This is a genomic window from Streptococcus sp. 27098_8_134 (assembly GCF_041431675.1).
GTDB lineage: Bacteria > Bacillota > Bacilli > Lactobacillales > Streptococcaceae > Streptococcus > Streptococcus sanguinis_R.
In genome coordinates, this window is record NZ_JAPVYD010000001.1 from 842,272 (window position 1) to 858,454 (window position 16,183).

General features: G+C 36.9%; 18 protein-coding genes, 1 tRNA gene and 1 pseudogene. 5 read left to right on the plus strand and 15 right to left on the minus strand.

Annotated features, from left to right (window positions below):
• Positions 1-2: 2 nt before the first annotated feature.
• The 9 genes from O3620_RS03965 to O3620_RS04005 form a co-directional block, all read right to left on the minus strand.
• Entirely contained in the window at positions 3-443 is a 441-nt protein-coding gene (locus O3620_RS03965; RefSeq protein ID WP_061592357.1) for a hypothetical protein, read from the minus strand.
• Positions 440-1,693 (minus strand): replication initiation factor domain-containing protein, encoded by a 1,254-nt coding sequence (locus tag O3620_RS03970; RefSeq protein ID WP_061592356.1) that lies wholly within the window; start codon positions 1,691-1,693, stop codon positions 440-442. The genes O3620_RS03965 and O3620_RS03970 overlap by 4 nt, the downstream gene beginning before the upstream one ends.
• 204 nt (positions 1,694-1,897) lie before the next feature.
• Complete coding sequence (locus tag O3620_RS03975; protein WP_185757819.1) at positions 1,898-3,448, minus strand: FtsK/SpoIIIE domain-containing protein; 1,551 nt, start codon at positions 3,446-3,448, stop codon at positions 1,898-1,900.
• Between the two features lie 154 nt (positions 3,449-3,602).
• Positions 3,603-4,001, minus strand: a complete 399-nt coding sequence (locus O3620_RS03980) for a hypothetical protein (RefSeq protein WP_223320654.1) — start codon at positions 3,999-4,001, stop codon at positions 3,603-3,605.
• Between the two features lie 18 nt (positions 4,002-4,019).
• Positions 4,020-4,334 carry a hypothetical protein gene (locus O3620_RS03985; RefSeq protein ID WP_223320652.1) on the minus strand — a complete coding sequence of 105 codons (315 nt, stop codon included), beginning with the start codon at positions 4,332-4,334 and terminating at the stop codon, positions 4,020-4,022.
• A 97-nt stretch (positions 4,335-4,431) separates the two neighbouring features.
• A complete protein-coding gene (locus tag O3620_RS03990) occupies positions 4,432-4,647 on the minus strand; it encodes a hypothetical protein (RefSeq protein ID WP_061592352.1) in 216 nt (71 codons plus the stop codon).
• A gap of 2 nt (positions 4,648-4,649) precedes the next feature.
• The gene (locus tag O3620_RS03995) at positions 4,650-4,877 is read right to left on the minus strand and encodes a hypothetical protein (RefSeq protein WP_061592351.1); all 228 of its coding nucleotides are present in this window, start codon (positions 4,875-4,877) and stop codon (positions 4,650-4,652) included.
• Positions 4,878-5,269: 392 nt separating this feature from the next.
• Complete coding sequence (locus O3620_RS04000; protein WP_223320649.1) at positions 5,270-5,572, minus strand: hypothetical protein; 303 nt, start codon at positions 5,570-5,572, stop codon at positions 5,270-5,272.
• Positions 5,573-5,660: 88 nt separating this feature from the next.
• Complete coding sequence (locus O3620_RS04005) at positions 5,661-5,891, minus strand: hypothetical protein (RefSeq protein ID WP_268681969.1); 231 nt, start codon at positions 5,889-5,891, stop codon at positions 5,661-5,663.
• 720 nt (positions 5,892-6,611) lie between these two features.
• On the opposite strand from O3620_RS04005, the gene O3620_RS04010 reads away from it, so the two are divergent.
• Both O3620_RS04010 and O3620_RS04015 read left to right on the plus strand, forming a co-directional pair.
• On the plus strand, positions 6,612-6,974 hold the full coding sequence (locus tag O3620_RS04010; RefSeq protein ID WP_061592347.1) for a helix-turn-helix domain-containing protein: 363 nt from the start codon (positions 6,612-6,614) through the stop codon (positions 6,972-6,974).
• Positions 6,971-7,849 (plus strand): ImmA/IrrE family metallo-endopeptidase, encoded by an 879-nt coding sequence (locus tag O3620_RS04015; protein ID WP_223320645.1) that lies wholly within the window; start codon positions 6,971-6,973, stop codon positions 7,847-7,849. The genes O3620_RS04010 and O3620_RS04015 overlap by 4 nt, the downstream gene beginning before the upstream one ends.
• Positions 7,850-7,855: 6 nt before the next feature.
• Here the strand turns inward: O3620_RS04015 and O3620_RS04020 are convergent, their stop codons facing one another.
• From O3620_RS04020 to O3620_RS04035, 4 genes and pseudogenes are all read right to left on the minus strand, one after another.
• On the minus strand, positions 7,856-8,296 hold the full coding sequence (locus tag O3620_RS04020) for a hypothetical protein (protein WP_223320643.1): 441 nt from the start codon (positions 8,294-8,296) through the stop codon (positions 7,856-7,858).
• Between the two features lie 666 nt (positions 8,297-8,962).
• Positions 8,963-10,102, minus strand: a complete 1,140-nt coding sequence (locus O3620_RS04025) for a site-specific integrase (protein WP_002911106.1) — start codon at positions 10,100-10,102, stop codon at positions 8,963-8,965.
• A 1-nt stretch (position 10,103) separates the two neighbouring features.
• Positions 10,104-10,295, minus strand: a complete 192-nt coding sequence (locus O3620_RS04030) for a DUF3173 domain-containing protein (protein ID WP_002911105.1) — start codon at positions 10,293-10,295, stop codon at positions 10,104-10,106.
• A pseudogene (locus tag O3620_RS04035) lies at positions 10,280-10,555 on the minus strand (replication initiator protein); the annotation flags it as partial. The gene O3620_RS04030 and the pseudogene O3620_RS04035, both read right to left, overlap by 16 nt.
• Positions 10,556-10,771: 216 nt before the next feature.
• Between O3620_RS04035 and O3620_RS04040 the strand changes: the two are divergent.
• Both O3620_RS04040 and O3620_RS04045 read left to right on the plus strand, forming a co-directional pair.
• On the plus strand, positions 10,772-11,287 hold the full coding sequence (locus tag O3620_RS04040; protein ID WP_371601453.1) for a DUF308 domain-containing protein: 516 nt from the start codon (positions 10,772-10,774) through the stop codon (positions 11,285-11,287).
• Positions 11,288-11,349: 62 nt separating this feature from the next.
• Positions 11,350-11,422 (plus strand) — tRNA-Lys (locus O3620_RS04045).
• Positions 11,423-11,605: 183 nt separating this feature from the next.
• On the opposite strand, the gene O3620_RS04050 is transcribed toward O3620_RS04045, so the two are convergent.
• Complete coding sequence (locus O3620_RS04050; RefSeq protein WP_371601454.1) at positions 11,606-12,649, minus strand: AI-2E family transporter; 1,044 nt, start codon at positions 12,647-12,649, stop codon at positions 11,606-11,608.
• A gap of 9 nt (positions 12,650-12,658) precedes the next feature.
• Positions 12,659-13,948 (minus strand): membrane protein, encoded by a 1,290-nt coding sequence (locus O3620_RS04055; protein WP_011836379.1) that lies wholly within the window; start codon positions 13,946-13,948, stop codon positions 12,659-12,661.
• A gap of 805 nt (positions 13,949-14,753) precedes the next feature.
• Between O3620_RS04055 and O3620_RS04060 the strand changes: the two genes are divergently transcribed.
• Complete coding sequence (locus tag O3620_RS04060) at positions 14,754-15,899, plus strand: low temperature requirement protein A (RefSeq protein WP_038804950.1); 1,146 nt, start codon at positions 14,754-14,756, stop codon at positions 15,897-15,899.
• The last annotated feature ends 284 nt before the right edge of the window (positions 15,900-16,183 follow it).

The following is a 16,183-nucleotide window of genomic DNA, read 5'->3' on the forward strand; positions in this document are numbered from 1 at the left end:
TTTCATACACTCCCCCCTCTGTCTAACTGCAATCGACCCAAACCAGAAACTTTTAGAAACTCTCTCAGTTCTGAGAGCAACCGACGAATCATTCTATGCCTATCAATCGTTATTCGCAAAAAATACTCTTGAACAGATTCCTCATAGGAGAAAAGAGAGAGAAGCAGCTCCTGCTTTTTTTCCAAAGCTAGATCATCCAGCGCCTGCAGGTAAGCCCGTGTTTGGTTCTTGAATTTGAGAGCAACCGCACGATCATTCAGATAGGCAGAAGAATAACGCTTCTGACGTAGAAGATTTAGCTCCTGGCGCATTTCCTGATACTGAAAACTAGAAACTTCCGGCTCATAGTATTCCCGATTAGGAATCGCCAGGACCACATTAACCAACAAGCCTGTATAATTGCCATAAGCTTCATAGTATGCTTTTAAATAAGCCTCAATCATAGGACCGCCTTTCTTACTAGGTTTTCATAGGAATCCGCATAACCTTCCTCCTCGATTAGAGAAAGAAACTGTTTCTCATCATCATCTGAAAGCACCGCCTCCCGGATAATCTGAGATAATTTTTTGACCCCTCGGATTTCCTCCAACATCAAGACCCTTTTTAAGGTACGGGCCACACTCCGCTCAATCCAACGATATTCCTTGACTCCTATTTCACAAAGCTCAGGACACATGACGAACTTAAAAGCCTCATAGGATCCCATCAAGGCATACCAATCCGAATCCAACTGCCGGCCGCCTCTGGTCTGCTTATAGACATGGATTTTATCATTGATTAGACCAACTGCTCTGCCGGCCACATCAAATTGATAACTTTCCGCCCACTCTTTCACAAACTGGTTAGCCGCTTCATCATTGAGACGGACCTCATACCGATTTTTAAATTGGTAATACTCACGGACAAACTCCACAGGCACATCCAACTTACCCGCTTGCTCCAGGTCTTTCTCATAAAAGTTGAAAAAGACAGGAGAATTTCTTGACCCAAAATAAAAAGACTTGCCTTGAGACTGGCTTCCAGATGACTTATCTACCAACTGGAATGATTTTGCTTTTGTCTCAATCAAGCCTTTATCGTAACGGTCTTTTAAATCAGGCAGGGGATAGTTGCCCTCTGGATTGTATAGCTCATCTAAAGCGATATCCAAGCGGGTAAACTTCAAAAAATCCGCTGCAGCTTCTGGAGAAGCCGTAGATTTTTGGGCAAAGCTGACGCAAGAACAAACAAAATCCTTCCAGTCTCGCTTTTGTTCTGTCTGCAGGTAGTATTCAAACTGACGGCAGCCAGCCCCCGAAAACTCTACCAAGGTTCCCATGTGATGATCATTCTCTGACCAGTAAATATTGATATTTTGGAACTCAATCTTATAATGATAAGAATAAAGGCCCTTTTTTTGTTCGGAAAATTGTTTTTCCCCCAGGCGCAATACCTTATCAATAATGGTCTTATAATCTAAGGTTTTAAATCGAACCCGCAGATAGTCAATCTTTCCTTCTAACCGGGTTCCCTTGAGTTTCTGCTGGTTGAAAAATAGCCGCTGAAACTTTTTCTGGGAAACCTTGGGAAGTTCCCGCTCCCCAATCTCGATTTTCTTATAAGTGTTATAGTTTACATCTAGGAGCGCTGAAAATTCTTTCAGCGAAAAGCCCAGGTGTCGGCGGATTCGCTTCAATTCTTTGTAATCAAACATAGTCCTCACTTTCTTACTAATTTTATCAGCTATTTAGGGCGAAATTCCTTGAGCTGACACTATTTTTCACACTTTCTTGTACCTACCCCTACCCCCGTATTACCAAACGGGGGTAGGAAGGTTTCAGCCTGCCCTGGGCAGGCCTCACCACTCCGGCTTGTGCAGCCGTGCGGCCGTGCTTTCCCGCCCAGGCGGGCACTGCACTCACTGCACAGCACCGGACGCTAATTCCTCCTGACGGTCCACTATCCGCTTGACAACGACCTTATAGGTGTCATTAGTCAACTCTTTATCCGCCATAATCTGGACTAACAAGTTCTGGACCTGGTCAGACAGGGCAGCACCTGCAGAAGATTCCACCTCATAGCCGTTTTCTACCAGTAGTTCCATGATTTTTCTGGCCGTAGACAAAGGCAAATCATTCTCTTTAGCAAAATCAGCTAGGCTTGTTTGTTGAGCCATAGCCTCAACTGGCAAACTTGGGAGTCCTTCTTTGTTTTTTTCTAAAGGATTGAAAGGATTGGCAATTCTAGGATAGGCTTCATAGACATCATAGAAATTAAAATCCTTAGTGACCAATGGGCTGTAGTACTCCTGGGCCAACTCACCGACAACGGCCGCATAACCACGGTAAACCCGCTTACCGGCTAGGCGAGTATAATTTTTAAACCGTTTGTTTTTATTCTCATCCCCGAACATCATCGGATACCCAGTATCACTGAGTTTTCCGATTGAGATATGGAACATCATATTGTCCCGAATGATAGTCGGGAGATCCTGGGCGCTAGGTTTTTGCATTAGCTTAATCAGAAAGACTCCGGCTTGCCGGCCCTGTAAAATCAACTGCTTGTCTGCAGCCATAAAGCGCTCCCTTAATACATAGTTTCCGCTCTCCATGGAAGCAACCAAGGAATTAAATTCATCACAGAGAATAAAATAAGGCTCTAACCCATACTTATCAAAAGAACCCAATTCTTTTTCTCCCCGTTCAGCGGCCAGCTTCCGCATGGTAGCCATCCGATTATGCATAATCTCTACACCATTTTCAAAACACGATACAATCTTTTCTGTATCGTAATGGATTCTGCCTTTCAAAACCTCCAGGTTTTCCAAGGGAACAAAATCAGCCCGCTTGGGATCGCAGGCATCCACTACACCAATTTTGAGCAGGGCAATGAGGACGGCACGGATAAAAGTTGTTTTCCCGCCGCCAGTTCCTCCAGCAACAAGCAAATGGGGGGATTCAACAAAATTCCACCATAGATTTTTAGCCAGTTTGATTCCTTTTTTGGGATCATAAGTGACCTCACTAGCATGGATCCGATTGAGAAAGGCAGCATAGGCTAATTGATAGACAACAAACTTTTCCCCGTCTACCTTATCCATAAAATCCATAAAGAAGGCTGTTTCAAACTCTGAACCCAAATTCAGAAACTGCTCTTGAAATTTATTTCCCTGGAGTTCCAGGGAAATAAACAACTCATAAGACTTCTGTTTTACATAGACTTTCGGAAAGGCAATTTTTCTTTTTACCCCCTTTTCTGTCTTTTTTTCCTTCTCTATATAAAAACTATGATCCTTGAGAAAGCGGGCCATGATATACAAGCGGATACACTTCTTGTAAAAGAGAAAACGCTCCTCAAAATAACGGTGTAAGAATCTTGTTAAGAACGGAACCAGCAGTAGTAAACTACCAAGAAAGACCAGGAGCACCTTATCCATATCCATCAACCGCTCCAGGTTACAATAAGCCAAAAAAGCTATCCCTGACAAAAAGATAAGACTAATAAATCCTTGCAAAATCGCATTAATCTTCAACATCCAGGGACGAATCTTCACCCCTCGATAGGTCAACACCTCACGAATAACCGATATTTCAGACACCCCCTTTCAGCAAGAAAAGCCAGTTTTAACCAGCTTTTTCTTCCTTAGGTGGCTGCTTCATGCCCCCCAGGCGCTCATATCCATCAACCCGCAAAGAGAAACCAAAATCAGTGATCTCTTGACGGTTGTCCCCAAAGCCAACCGCATTAGGAAAGTTATAAATGAAAGGAGAAGCAGCGCCAATAATCTGGATCTCTGTCATAAACGGCAGTTCTTCATAGGTTTTTCCTGGAGCTAATTTCAGCTGTAGATTATCCCCGATTTTGTCAGAATACACGATTGCATGGGTAACTTCCATTTCATCCGTCCGCTGACCGTCCTTAAAGACCGGTCGCTTTTCCAGTGAAAGAAATTTCAAGTTTCCGAGATTGGCCCGGACATCATAAACAGTACCTTGGTTAAATTTATCCACATTAAAAGTCATTTAATATCACTCCTTTTCTTATTTTGCAGGTTTAATCCGATCAGCAGTAAAGATAATTTCCCGCTTGGTCTTGCCCCGAGATTGAACGCTGCCAACCGTCATTGTCAGATTTTCCAAAATAACCTTAGTCAGCTTGTTAGGGACAAAACTATTATCCAAACCGTTTACACGGACCTGCACATCCTGTTGTTTTTCGCCGCTTACAGTGAGAATCCGGTAGGGATCAAACATTGTTCTCCCACTTGGGACCCGTTCGGTTACAGTTGGAACAGCATAGACATCTGCTCCAATAACTTCCTTTGCCTGAATTGGCAATTTTTGTAAATCAGCCATTTAATTTTTCCTCATTTCTGTTTTTGTTTTTTTTATTTGATTCTGAATAAAAAATAACTGCAGGAGCACGAGGCAATTTCATAGTCTTACTCCATTTCTAATCTAAAATACAAATTTCTTTTCTTTTTGAATTATAGTAAGCTCTCCCGCCAAATAAATTCAAAAAGTCATTTAGTTCTTCCAAAGACTGGAAATTCATCATAATATCAATTTCATCAATTTCGTAGTGATATTTTTTGAAAATTTCAGCATGTCTTGCAATACTTTTATGAGCATTAAACATACTTTTATTAAAAATTACCGCGTATTTCATTTTCAAATCCCTAAATATTCTTTCTTCAAGAGGCGCTGATAGTCATTCTTGCAGTCCATCAGACGCTTAGAAAAGCTATCATGGCTATCATGACGACTAAAAATAGTTTCCATTTCGCCCAAGCTTGCACGATAACATGCTTCACAGCGTGTCCAATCATCCCGATACATCCTCATAGAAAACTTGAAATTTTCTATGATTCCTTTAAATCGTTCTTCAAAATAGTCCATCTACTAACTCCTTTCGATTTTCCAATGTTCCTTTTCAATAATTCGCTGATAGGGTCGCATTAAATGAGTTGTGACAATCTTATCTTGTTTCAAAGATTTCTCATTCAATCGATTTAATTCGTTCAAGCTAGACTTGCACAACCTTAAGAGCATCAAACGATCCGCAGCATATATCTCGAAGGAAAATAAAAAGTTATCGAAAATTCTTCGATAACCCTTTCTATAATATTCAACTACTTCATCACTATAATTCATTCCACTTTCATCTATACCCCTTTCATAAAATTAAAAATTATCATAATCATCAGCATAAAAACAAAAACAGAAAGAGAAAGAGCTAGTAGTAACGTTCCAAACATAAACCATAATACTCTCTTTAGCATATTCTCACCTCAATCTTTCCAAATTACAATATTGATCCATTTAGCTTTTGTTTTTAGCAAAAAACGCATCATTCCTGTTTGCACTTGGCCACCATAGATAATAAATTGACCATCCTCGATATACATTTTCAAATATTCCTGGTCAAATTCGGGTAAGTCAGCAGCAAAACAAATATTTGATTTCTTTTCCATTTTCACAATGATAAAGCCACGATCAGAAAAAAATAAAGCCACATCATTGTTTTTACTACGATTTTTCAATAAACTTAACAACAATTGCTTTCGATACCAATTTAAAAAATACTTACTCATGGACAAACCTCCTTTCTTCAAAAATACCAGTAAATCTGGCAGCAATTTCATCTGCTTAAAAGAGTAGAAACAATGCTAGACTTTCTTTTTAAGTATACAGACCTTTTCCATCTACCAAATAAGTAAGTGCCTGATCCATAACCTGAGTAAGAGAAGCTTTGTATTCCTCAACTGCCCGATCATAGGTAGCTACCAACTCTTTCGGCAACCCTTCTGCCCATTCGACATCCTCAATCAACACCTTTTCTGCCAAAGAATTCCGAAACTTCTTTTCACGTTCCACTTCCCCAATCAACTTGTACAATGATTCACGATTCATCCCACAACCTCACTTTCCTTTAAAAACAAAAAGCGAACAATCCAATTAGATTATCCGCTCCAAATCATATTAAGTTTTCTATACATTTTTTTCTACTCTTCTAAACAGACGAATCTGTTTAGGCGTGCTCCTATCATCGCAACGCTACTTTCACCCTGTCTCACAACAGAGCTACTCACTCGAATAAGTCACGAATTTAACCCAGTATCACCTGGCTCTCTTTCTCACCTTATCCATTAGCAAACAGCCTAAAAGGCTATTCACACACCGCCCGCATTTAGTTCTACATTCATCATGTAGTGCCTCCACCTCTCGGTAGCAGTTCCTGATGATTCATCCAAGCCAGCTCATCAGGCTAAAAGCTGGTGCGTGTGCCCTAGTTTCATAAGACCTAGAGCAGCTCCAATCCCTCACTTTTAACCTGATGAGCAAACTTGACAAATTGTTAAGTTTACTATATACTAAAATTGCAACGTTTTAGTGTGTTTGGGGTCATCTGAAAGGATCGTCAGACGCACTTTTTATTAACTTTTCAAAGATCTAAACAAATCTATACATCAAATCTTACTGCTCAATTTTTTACTTATCTAATAATAACTTTGAGTAAGAATTTGATTAGATTTTATATCCCATCGGATATATTTAGTATATAACCTTTTGGATATAATGTCAAGAGTTTTTTGAAAAAAATTAAAATATTTTTTTAAAAGAGGTTATCTCATGTTTCCAGAAAGACTGAAAGCTCTGCGTTTAGAAGCAGGACTTACACAGAAACAAATATCTGAAACACTTGGAATAAATCAGCCGCAATATGCTAGATGGGAAAAAGGTGGGCGTGAGCCTTCCAAAGAAACACTCCAAAAATTCGCTGAACTTTTTAACGTTTCTGTAGACTATCTTTTAGGGAACACTGATGTAAAAAACCAGCCTGAATCAGCTTTAGAATCTGCAGAATTCATGTTTAGAAAAACTGTAGATGACTTTAATCTGACAAAAGAACAACAAGAGCAATTTAAAATTGATATTAACAATTTTATTGAAATGCGCAGAAAAGCCTTTGAAGAAGATAAGAATCAAGAATGAATCCCATTTATAGAAATATTGCCGACTTTGCCAGAAAAGAAATTTATCAATTCATCAAACTACATAATATTTCTTTGCTCAGCTATTCCTTTGAAACGTACTTTCAAGCGATGAAAGAAAAATACAATTTCAAGGTTTTAGAACATCATATTGAAAATGATCTAATCTCAGGTATTACTATGATTGATTCCCAAGGAATTTCTATCTCTTATGAGGAAGATTGCATCCAAGAGAGACAGAATTTCACAAAGTGTCATGAATTAGGCCACCTTGTTTTAAAGCATAATGGAAATTTTTTTACCGAAAGTTTAGCAAATAAAACCACTCAGGAACTAGAAGCAGATTACTTTGCTTCTATTATTTTAATGCCAGACATTGTGCTCCTGACTAAAATTTTCTACCAAAAAAAATCTTATCAAGAAGTCATGCACGACCTGTCTGTTTCAAACAAAGCCCTAGAAGTTCGATTAACTCAATTATTTCAGCACTATACAGATATAACCTATCCTAAAGCTAAAGGACTTGTCACAAGCTATAGAGCTGGCACAGCCGCTAAACAAAAGTTTTTAACACTTTTGGAAGTTATCAAAGACAATATCATCAGCAACTATGAAAAAATCCAAGTAGCTGCCACCGACAGACTAAAACTATTGTTAGATAAAAAAGACTTTATTACTCAAAAAGAATTACCAGAGCTTAAAGATCAATCCTTTTGCCAAAAAGTAAGAAGAATATTCCCCAATATTAAGACCTGGTCCAAATATGACCGAGGTAAAACTCTCTGGTATGCCTGGAATAGCAAAAAAATGACTGAAAAAGAAGTTCAACGAGCTGTCAATTTTGCCTTATATGATCTACAAAATAAAAACGACTAATTTTTACTAGTCGTTTTCATAATCCCATTCAGACATTTTTTTAGCCTTCTTATAAATCTCTGAACCTTCCTTCACGTATGAATCATTATTAAATGTTAAAACACCATCTTTCAAAACATAAGGATATTCATGTAAATTTGTTTCTTGAACTACAATCACCTGTTTTTCAGTATCCACACGCCACATGTCCCCCTCATTTTCATCACCATATTTCGTAGAATAAGCATCTTTAAACAAAGCTGTCTTCCCATCAATTTTCAATGTATTATCTTCAATGATTGTATTGCTATTACGGTGATAAACGTAGTAAGTACCATCTAAGCTATTGCCCAAATTGGTTACCCCGCCAGTACTATTAATGATAATCAAATACACAACAAGAGCTACAGCTGCAATACCTCCAAGAATACTCCAAACAAATTTTTTATTAAATAATTTTTCTTCCATCTCTCCACCTCCATGTTTTCTATAGATATTATACCGTATATTCTATAAAAATTAAATAGGCTTGACTTTTATACAGTATATGGTATAATAATTTCACTAGGAACTGTGCTCATGCACACCCAAACACCCCAACTATTGCGCTAGATGGGGTGTTTTTTTATGTTCCTTACGGTTTAAACAGGGTTGGTTAGGCTAGTCATCTCTGTTGTCCTTGCTGTCTAGCCATTTGCAAATGAAATATGCGATTACATTTGCTGCGACAGCAAGTAAGAGCTCTAGGAACTGGCTCATATCATCACCCCCTTTCGCTTCCCAACGAAAGTTGAGAGATGATACCTTATTATACCACAAAATAGAGAAAGGGAATATGTCCCCTTTATTATATTGTAAATATACAAAAAAATATACTAACAGAATTAGCTAATTTACTTTTTTGTATATACTATGTCCGAAATTTGTCCGACATTCTTCTATTTTTTCTCACCTCTTATCAAAACTTATCCATGTCTATCGCATTAAAAAGCCCATCCTATCAACATTTTTCAAATTAAAGAACTATAACTCATGTATGCAGGGGGCATCAAACTTCAACAGTAAAAGCCTTGATTTACAAGGCTTTTTTGCTTATCTAAAGAGCATTTGCCCCATCATTTGCCCCACATCTTTTTATGAGCAATCTTTCCAAACATCTCTAATTTGATTAAATTCTTCAAAAATTTTCTCTTCTAAAGTGTGTCCATATACTTCTACTAACATTGAAATATCTCTATGCCCTAGAATTTTTGCAATAACTCCAAGGTCAAATCCTTTGTGCCAGAGGTAGCTTCCATAGGTATGACGTGCTCCTTTTGTCGTGATAATTGGATAAATATCTAATTCATTTAAAAGAACACTCAAAGCTTTATTGACACTTGCAATATCTGGTACCAAGTGAATATATCCATAATGCTGAAAAATCATTTTATACCTATTCTTGATTCCTAGCTCTTTATTAGCCTTCTCCTGTTCAATTTTTAGGACTTGTAATATCTTAATACATTCTTCGTCTATCGGTACCATCCGAATAGACGTTTTATTTTTTGGAGGGACAAATTTATGAGAAAGGGTATTAAACCTCCTATATGTTTTTAGCAGTCCTCTGTCAAAGTCAACTTCATTCCAAGTTAACGCTATTAACTCTCCAAACCTCATGCCTGTTTTTAATAGAAAATAGACAATATAAGGAACAATTGAACGTTGGTAATCAAATTTTCTCTTTACTGCTAAAAGTAAATCCAGATAGTCCTTTTCTGTATGTAAATATTTCTCTTCTGTCATCTGTTGTTCTTTGGATGAAAATAACTCGACATGTTGTGTAAAATCATCTATTAGAACTTTGTCTGCAATTGCCATTTGGATGCTCTGATGAATCCCAGTATTCAATCTACCAAGAAAATTTCTACCAACTGTTTGTCCATACTTATTCATAATTCTTTGGTATTCACTCGCACGAATTTGAGTGACTTTTTTATTTCCAAATAATCTTTCAATTGTGTTTTTACGGAGAAGATATTTTTTCTTTGTCTCTTCCGACCTACTACTCGGTAGAATTTTTAGTTCAAGCCATTCTTGATACAGATCTACAAGAGAAATATCTCTAGAAATTCTTTTTCCTAAACGAAGTTCTTGCAGAATCGGTTCAGCTTCTGACTCTGCAAGTTTTTTTGTTTTAAAACCGCTATTATGAACAACAGTTTTCCCTTCGCTACGAATTTCATAGGTCCATAAATTACTATCTCCTCGCTTTCGATAACGAACACTTGCCATATTACGCCACCTCAGTTCCTAGAATCTCATTTACAACACTTTTTGGAACAACCATCAAACGTTTGCGATTATAAAATGTATAGCCTCGTGAGACAAGTAATTCTCTTGCCTGATGAATGATATCATTTGCTGTATGAGGGCGATAGCCCATTTCAATTAATTCTTTGTTACTAATTAAATTAATTGTCTCCATACTTTCATTCCACCAAATTCTTTTAAAGTATTAGGATTGAAATCAATTCGAATCAATTGTTCACCTCCATAAGTAGATAATTGGAAAAATATAATATTGAGCGAATCATACTCATTAAAAACTTTAGCTAAAGTAAAGACATCATCTCGTACGTTATCATATATTTCAAATGAATCAACTCTTGTACTTATTGCCTGTTTCAGATTTTTAAAAAGTCGTCTTAGGGAACCAGTGTCTGTATCCCAGATAACTGTTAATCTAAAGCGAGGATAACCTCGCTTCAGATTGAAGTTAAAATCTTTAGAAGACACTTTTATAAGGACTTTGTCTTCAATCTGTGAAAAGGAGTGAAAACTCCTTTTCTTTTTGTAAGTCAGACTGAAACTTCCAAATTGTTTATTTATTTTATTGACATTTTCTATAAAAATAAGTACAATAGTTTTATTAGCAAACTATACTATATCGGAGGTATTGGTATGAAATTTTCTAATCGTTTATTGTTGTTCCTTAAAGGAGTTGTTTTTGTCTTTTTAGGACTTTTGCTATTTACAAACCCAGTAGCTAATCTTGTTGCTTACAGCTGGTGGATTGCATTTGGTTTACTGGTTTCTTCTATAGCAGCTATTTTAGGCTATTTCTCTGCACCAAAAGAGCTTCGCTCACCTGTTTATCTTTTCCAAGGGTTTGTTAGTCTTCTCTTAGCTCTTTACCTCGTGGCTTATGGCTTTGTGACCCTGCCGGTCGTCATTCCGACCATTGTAGGAATTTGGTTAATTGTAGAAGCCATTATTGCTTTCTTTAAAGGCAATCGTCTAGGATTGATTTTCCCTATTATTGGTAGCAATATCATGTGGGTAGCCTTGCTTACATTTTTACTAGGTCTAGTGATTCTGTTCAATCCAGTAGCTACAAGTGTCTTTGTCGTTTATGTCGTTGCCTTTGCATTTTTAATTGTTGGTTTCACCTATATCCTTGATGCCTTTCGTAAATAATCTAGCTGCCATTTTGGGCATATTAAAAAAGCTGGGAAGTTACATTCTCAGCTTTTTCTGTTGCTTCCTTAGCTCAGTTGGTAGAGCAGTAGACTCTTAAGCTATGGGGCGCAGGTTCGAGCCCTGCAGGGGGCATCTAAATCAACAGAAATAAGCCTTGAAACCAAGGCTTTTTTTAACGTCTAATAGCTTTTTGTAGAAAAGTATTTAAAAATAAAAGAGAAGAGAATCTCTCACTCTCTTCTCAGTATATCTTATTAAATTTAGTTTTTCTTAATCTAGCTGATTTTCCTTTGCAACGACAAATTCCTTAACCAATCAATAGATAACAGCAAATATCGGTGTAAAGAATATCATCCCAAGTAAGCCAAAGAGATTGCCTCCAATACTAGCAGCCGCAAGCGTGAAAATAGCTGGCAAACCAATAGATTGACCTACAACTCTAGGATAAATAAGGTTTCCTTCAATCAGCTGTATAACTTGATATAGAAGAAGAGAAAGTAAGGCTTGAGTAGGACTCACTGTGAAGATAAAAATCGCTCCCACAACACAAGCAATCATAGGCCCTACATAAGGAATGAACGATAGCACTCCTGCAAATATACCTGTCATTACCCCATAAGGTAGTCCAAACAGGCTGTAGCCAACCGCTATCATAACTCCTATGATGACTGCTTCAATCAGCTGACTCATCAAAAATTGGTCATAAGTCTCTAGTGCTACTTGTCCAATGTAAGTTAACTTTGTCACCACTTTCTCTGGAAATATAACTTTTAGAAGTCTACTCGTCATCGCTGCCAGATGTTCCTTACTGGATAAAAATAAAAAGGTAAATACTATAATCAGAAAGGCATTCATTATACTTGAAAAAATATTTCCTATATTACTAGTCAGACCGGATAAGAAGGTTATCAAAGCTTGACTAATAGAGCTAGACTGTCCCTGAATTCCTGATACGATAGTTGACAGCATGTCTTTGGTTACAAATTCCGAGCTGTCTAGCAATTTCCCAAGTTGAGTCAGGACTGTTGAAAGGACTGCTCCCAGCTGACTAATAGTCTGAGCAAGGGTTGGAAGCACCAAAACCAAAAGACAGATCACGATTAAGATAAGAGATAGGAAAACAAGCACCATAGCAATCGGACGGCGCAACCCTGCCTTTACCTTCATTTTAACTAGGAATTCTTCAATTTTTTTCATGGGAACATTGAGCACAAAAGCAATGACAGCACCATAAATCAAGGTAGAAGTTACTTCAAAGAGAGATACTGCCCCTGATATAAAGCTTGATGCATTCAGAATTACAAGAGTAACCAGCCCTATAAAAAGTATTAATGGGGTGTATTTTTTTACTAAATTCATAAATTCTCCTTAATAAACATGTTTAGATACGACTATACTATTTGGTTTTTCAAACTCTCGGTCAAGGTAAGCTTGGTAAGTTCCTGGTGCGATAAATCCTTTGGGTGAGAGGATATCGGTGCCAGCCTGACCGACTATGGTATCAGCCAAGAGCACACAGTTTGTAGATAAGACAAAGTAGGATTTAAACTTAGATTTGATAAATTTATAAAGTTCCCCATCTGTCTCATGTCTGATTTTATAAGCGTAGGTGTAGTCTTCCTTACCATCACCTGTCATGATTTTATCTGCACTTGGCTCCCATGGAATCGTCAGTTGTTTCAATTCAGCCAACTTTTTCTGAACTGCTTTTTCCATTTCAGGCGTCAAATCTATCCCATAACCAAAAAGCGTTTTTTGACTCTCACGTTTACATAGGTCAATGTACTTGTCACGATCACAGAAATATAAGACACCATCTCCTACCATGCCAAATAAGGTCTCAGAAGACGGATCATAGTTGCCATAAGAAATAACACGGCCTTGATAGCAGATATCCACATGACCAATTGCCGAAAACAGGGAGGTCTCAGCTGTATGAACAAAAATTTCTAGCTCTGCTGTCTTACCAGACTTCACTATTCCAAGATGGATATCTTCTTCCTCATCAGCATTTTCCAGCATAAATTTGTTAATTTTTGCTAAAGTTCTTGCAGGGATGAGAGCGGCTAGGACAATAGGTAAGCTAATTCTAATGCGACGTTTGAGATGGTTTTTCCCAATTTCCCCTTCAAATAAGAAACCGTCACGGATATTGGACAGACCATAAAGGAAAAAATAAGCCCCTAAAACAAAGAGTTGAAAGACAGAATTTCCCGTAGAGGACAAAAGACTAGCTCCACCAAGAAAAACTAGTAGAATACCATCTAGTAAGAGACGAAAACGAGGTCGAATATTATTTTTACGGTAGAGAACATAGGTGACAAGATTAATCGTGGCCCTAAAAATCTGATAAACTCCAATCACAAGAGCCAGAACATAAATCGGTATATCAGTCGCAAGATTAGAACCTAGCAAATATCCCAGCACTAACAATTTAACCAGTGCAACTCCCAAGGTATCCGTTGACTGGCTTTTTTTGAAAACTCTTAATAGCAAATCTACGACCGTTGCTATCCAAGCTAAAAACAGAACCAGGCGAATAACTGTTACTGGCAACCAAGTCCCCGTGACCATCAAGATGAGACCTAGCAGAACAAACAAGAACCCCTGAGCAAGTAATTTCTTACCTGTCAGACCTAAAGATAGAATTTTCGCCATATAAAAACCTTTCAACAATAAAAATTAAACACTCCGATTAAACTGACTAGTAAATAGCCAACACTACAAACAGCCTGTGCCAGCAACATATGGTGACTAGAAATGACTGTAGTAATGTCACCATCTTGTCTTATGCACTTCTAAAATTTGTTATATTGATTAGAAACCAGAGCTTATAAAAACTAGCTAAACTCGAGAGATAGACACAATTGCGACGAAAAAATGTATAACCAATTCAACTTGTTAAGGTAAGAAAGCATTATTTCCAATCTATTAATTATTCATCTATTACCTATTATGACACAATATTCCCTATAGTTCAACTTTTTACTTGTTTTTATATTACACGGACTAAAAAGTTTTCAACAGTTGATTGCATTTGTTTTAATAAGTTTTAACCTTTCTTGGTTAGATAAAAAAAGAACCATACAGTTTAGAATCTGTATGGTTTTTGCCCCACTTTTGTCCCATTTTTAAATCATGACATTGAAAATACCTAAAATCACTTATATTTCAATATTTTTAATTGCTCTCAATATGAAAGTCCTTTCCAAATCCCTGTAGGGGGCATCTAAATACAACAGGAAAAAGCCTTGATTTACTAGGCTTTTTTGTGTAGTCTTAGCACTAAAAAACGATAGAAAAAACACCCCTTCTGAACTGCACCCCAAAAGTTAGACAGAAAAAACCTAACTTTTGTGGCGCAGTTCATTCGCGTCACATGAAGTTATTTAAGCATCTCCTTTTCTCTCATTACCATTTTCTGTTATAATAAATTGTACTTCTAGAATAGAAAGGACTTAAGATGACAACTCTTATTAAACATAAACGTGTAGAATTTTCAGAACTTTTTTATGACCTAGTTTTTGTTTTTGCAATTTCAAAAGTAACTACTTTAATTGACCATCTTCATAACGGTATTTTGACTTGGAATTCTTTCCTTGATTTTTTCATTGCTACTTTGTTTCTCATCGATTCCTGGATGATTCAAACCGATTATACCAATCGCTATGGAAAGAACTCTTTATTTAACATAGTAATCATGTTTATCAAAATGGGAATTTTACTCTTTATAGCCAATATGATTGGACCTGATTGGCAACAATATTTTCATTATCTCTGTTGGGCTATTGGTACATTAACCCTTACCTTATTTTTTCAATATTTGGTTGAATTTTTTAGAAAATCAACCGATGATGCTAATCGGGAAAGTATCAAAGGTTTTCTATGGATAACAGGTCTAGGAAGTTTAGGATTCTATCTAGCAGCTCTTCTTCCTATTTACCTTAGAGTCTATATCTTATTTGCTAGTATTCTGCTAACATTTATTATGCCAAGTATCTTGCTTAATAAAGATAAGCATTACCAGGTAAATCTCCCCCATTTAATCGAGCGCATCTCCCTTCTTGTCATTATTATGTTTGGAGAGATGATTACGGAGCTAGCTAACTTCTTTACAATCGAGAATTTCTCGATTTATTCGGTTCTTTATTTCATTATTATGCTTTCTCTGTTCTTGTTTTATTTTGGTCAATTCGACCATGCTATTGATGAAAAATCTAATCAAAAGGGACTATTTCTAATTTACAGTCACTATCCTATTTTCATTGGACTTATGATGATGACTGTATCGATGAGTTTTCTTCTGAATCCTGAAGCTAATCGTCTCTTTGCAACCATCTTCTCTTATATCGGATTTGGCCTCTTTCAAGCTGCTGTCCTAGTAAATGGACCCCATAACAAACACTATCTTCGCTATTCGAAAAGTTACTACTGTGTCCAAGCGACACTCTATCTGGCTGCCTTGATTCTCTCTTTAATCTTTGCTTCTAATCCTATAATAGTAGTGAGTATAACAACCATTTTAGCTCTAGCTATAGCCATTCTTTTTATTTATTTTTATATGACACAGAATAAAAAATATTCCAAATCTAACTGGGGATTATTTTAATGAGTTTATAACATTAAAAAGCTTTGGGAACCAAGGCTTTATATGATATCAATCACCGACCACGAAAATGTTTAGCTTACAGAACTGCTAGTGAAGCTCTAGAGGATGAGTTCGAGTAAATGTTGCACTTATTCTTGCAATTTATCATTTACTTGATGCACGAACTCGATATTTTTTTCGTTAATTTGTTTTTGCCCCACTTTTGCCCCATTTTTAAATCCTGACATTGAAAATACCTAAAAGTATTTCCCTAAAATCAGCTATATTTCAACATTTTTGTTTAT

What these genes read in the sequence shown, in the direction of transcription:
- O3620_RS04020 (WP_223320643.1), bottom strand. Translation starts at nt 8,296, where the DNA reads ATGGAAGAAAAATTATTTAATAAAAAATTTGTTTGGAGTATTCTTGGA.
- O3620_RS04050 (WP_371601454.1), bottom strand. Translation starts at nt 12,649, where the DNA reads ATGAATTTAGTAAAAAAATACACCCCATTAATACTTTTTATAGGGCTG.
- O3620_RS04055 (WP_011836379.1), bottom strand. Translation starts at nt 13,948, where the DNA reads ATGGCGAAAATTCTATCTTTAGGTCTGACAGGTAAGAAATTACTTGCT.
- O3620_RS04000 (WP_223320649.1), bottom strand. Translation starts at nt 5,572, where the DNA reads ATGAGTAAGTATTTTTTAAATTGGTATCGAAAGCAATTGTTGTTAAGT.
- O3620_RS04025 (WP_002911106.1), bottom strand. Translation starts at nt 10,102, where the DNA reads ATGGCAAGTGTTCGTTATCGAAAGCGAGGAGATAGTAATTTATGGACC.
- O3620_RS03965 (WP_061592357.1), bottom strand. Translation starts at nt 443, where the DNA reads ATGATTGAGGCTTATTTAAAAGCATACTATGAAGCTTATGGCAATTAT.
- O3620_RS04040 (WP_371601453.1), top strand. Translation starts at nt 10,772, where the DNA reads ATGAAATTTTCTAATCGTTTATTGTTGTTCCTTAAAGGAGTTGTTTTT.
- O3620_RS04005 (WP_268681969.1), bottom strand. Translation starts at nt 5,891, where the DNA reads ATGAATCGTGAATCATTGTACAAGTTGATTGGGGAAGTGGAACGTGAA.
- O3620_RS03990 (WP_061592352.1), bottom strand. Translation starts at nt 4,647, where the DNA reads ATGAAATACGCGGTAATTTTTAATAAAAGTATGTTTAATGCTCATAAA.
- O3620_RS03970 (WP_061592356.1), bottom strand. Translation starts at nt 1,693, where the DNA reads ATGTTTGATTACAAAGAATTGAAGCGAATCCGCCGACACCTGGGCTTT.
- O3620_RS03995 (WP_061592351.1), bottom strand. Translation starts at nt 4,877, where the DNA reads ATGGACTATTTTGAAGAACGATTTAAAGGAATCATAGAAAATTTCAAG.
- O3620_RS03980 (WP_223320654.1), bottom strand. Translation starts at nt 4,001, where the DNA reads ATGACTTTTAATGTGGATAAATTTAACCAAGGTACTGTTTATGATGTC.
- O3620_RS04015 (WP_223320645.1), top strand. Translation starts at nt 6,971, where the DNA reads ATGAATCCCATTTATAGAAATATTGCCGACTTTGCCAGAAAAGAAATT.
- O3620_RS04010 (WP_061592347.1), top strand. Translation starts at nt 6,612, where the DNA reads ATGTTTCCAGAAAGACTGAAAGCTCTGCGTTTAGAAGCAGGACTTACA.
- O3620_RS03985 (WP_223320652.1), bottom strand. Translation starts at nt 4,334, where the DNA reads ATGGCTGATTTACAAAAATTGCCAATTCAGGCAAAGGAAGTTATTGGA.
- O3620_RS04060 (WP_038804950.1), top strand. Translation starts at nt 14,754, where the DNA reads ATGACAACTCTTATTAAACATAAACGTGTAGAATTTTCAGAACTTTTT.
- O3620_RS04030 (WP_002911105.1), bottom strand. Translation starts at nt 10,295, where the DNA reads ATGGAGACAATTAATTTAATTAGTAACAAAGAATTAATTGAAATGGGC.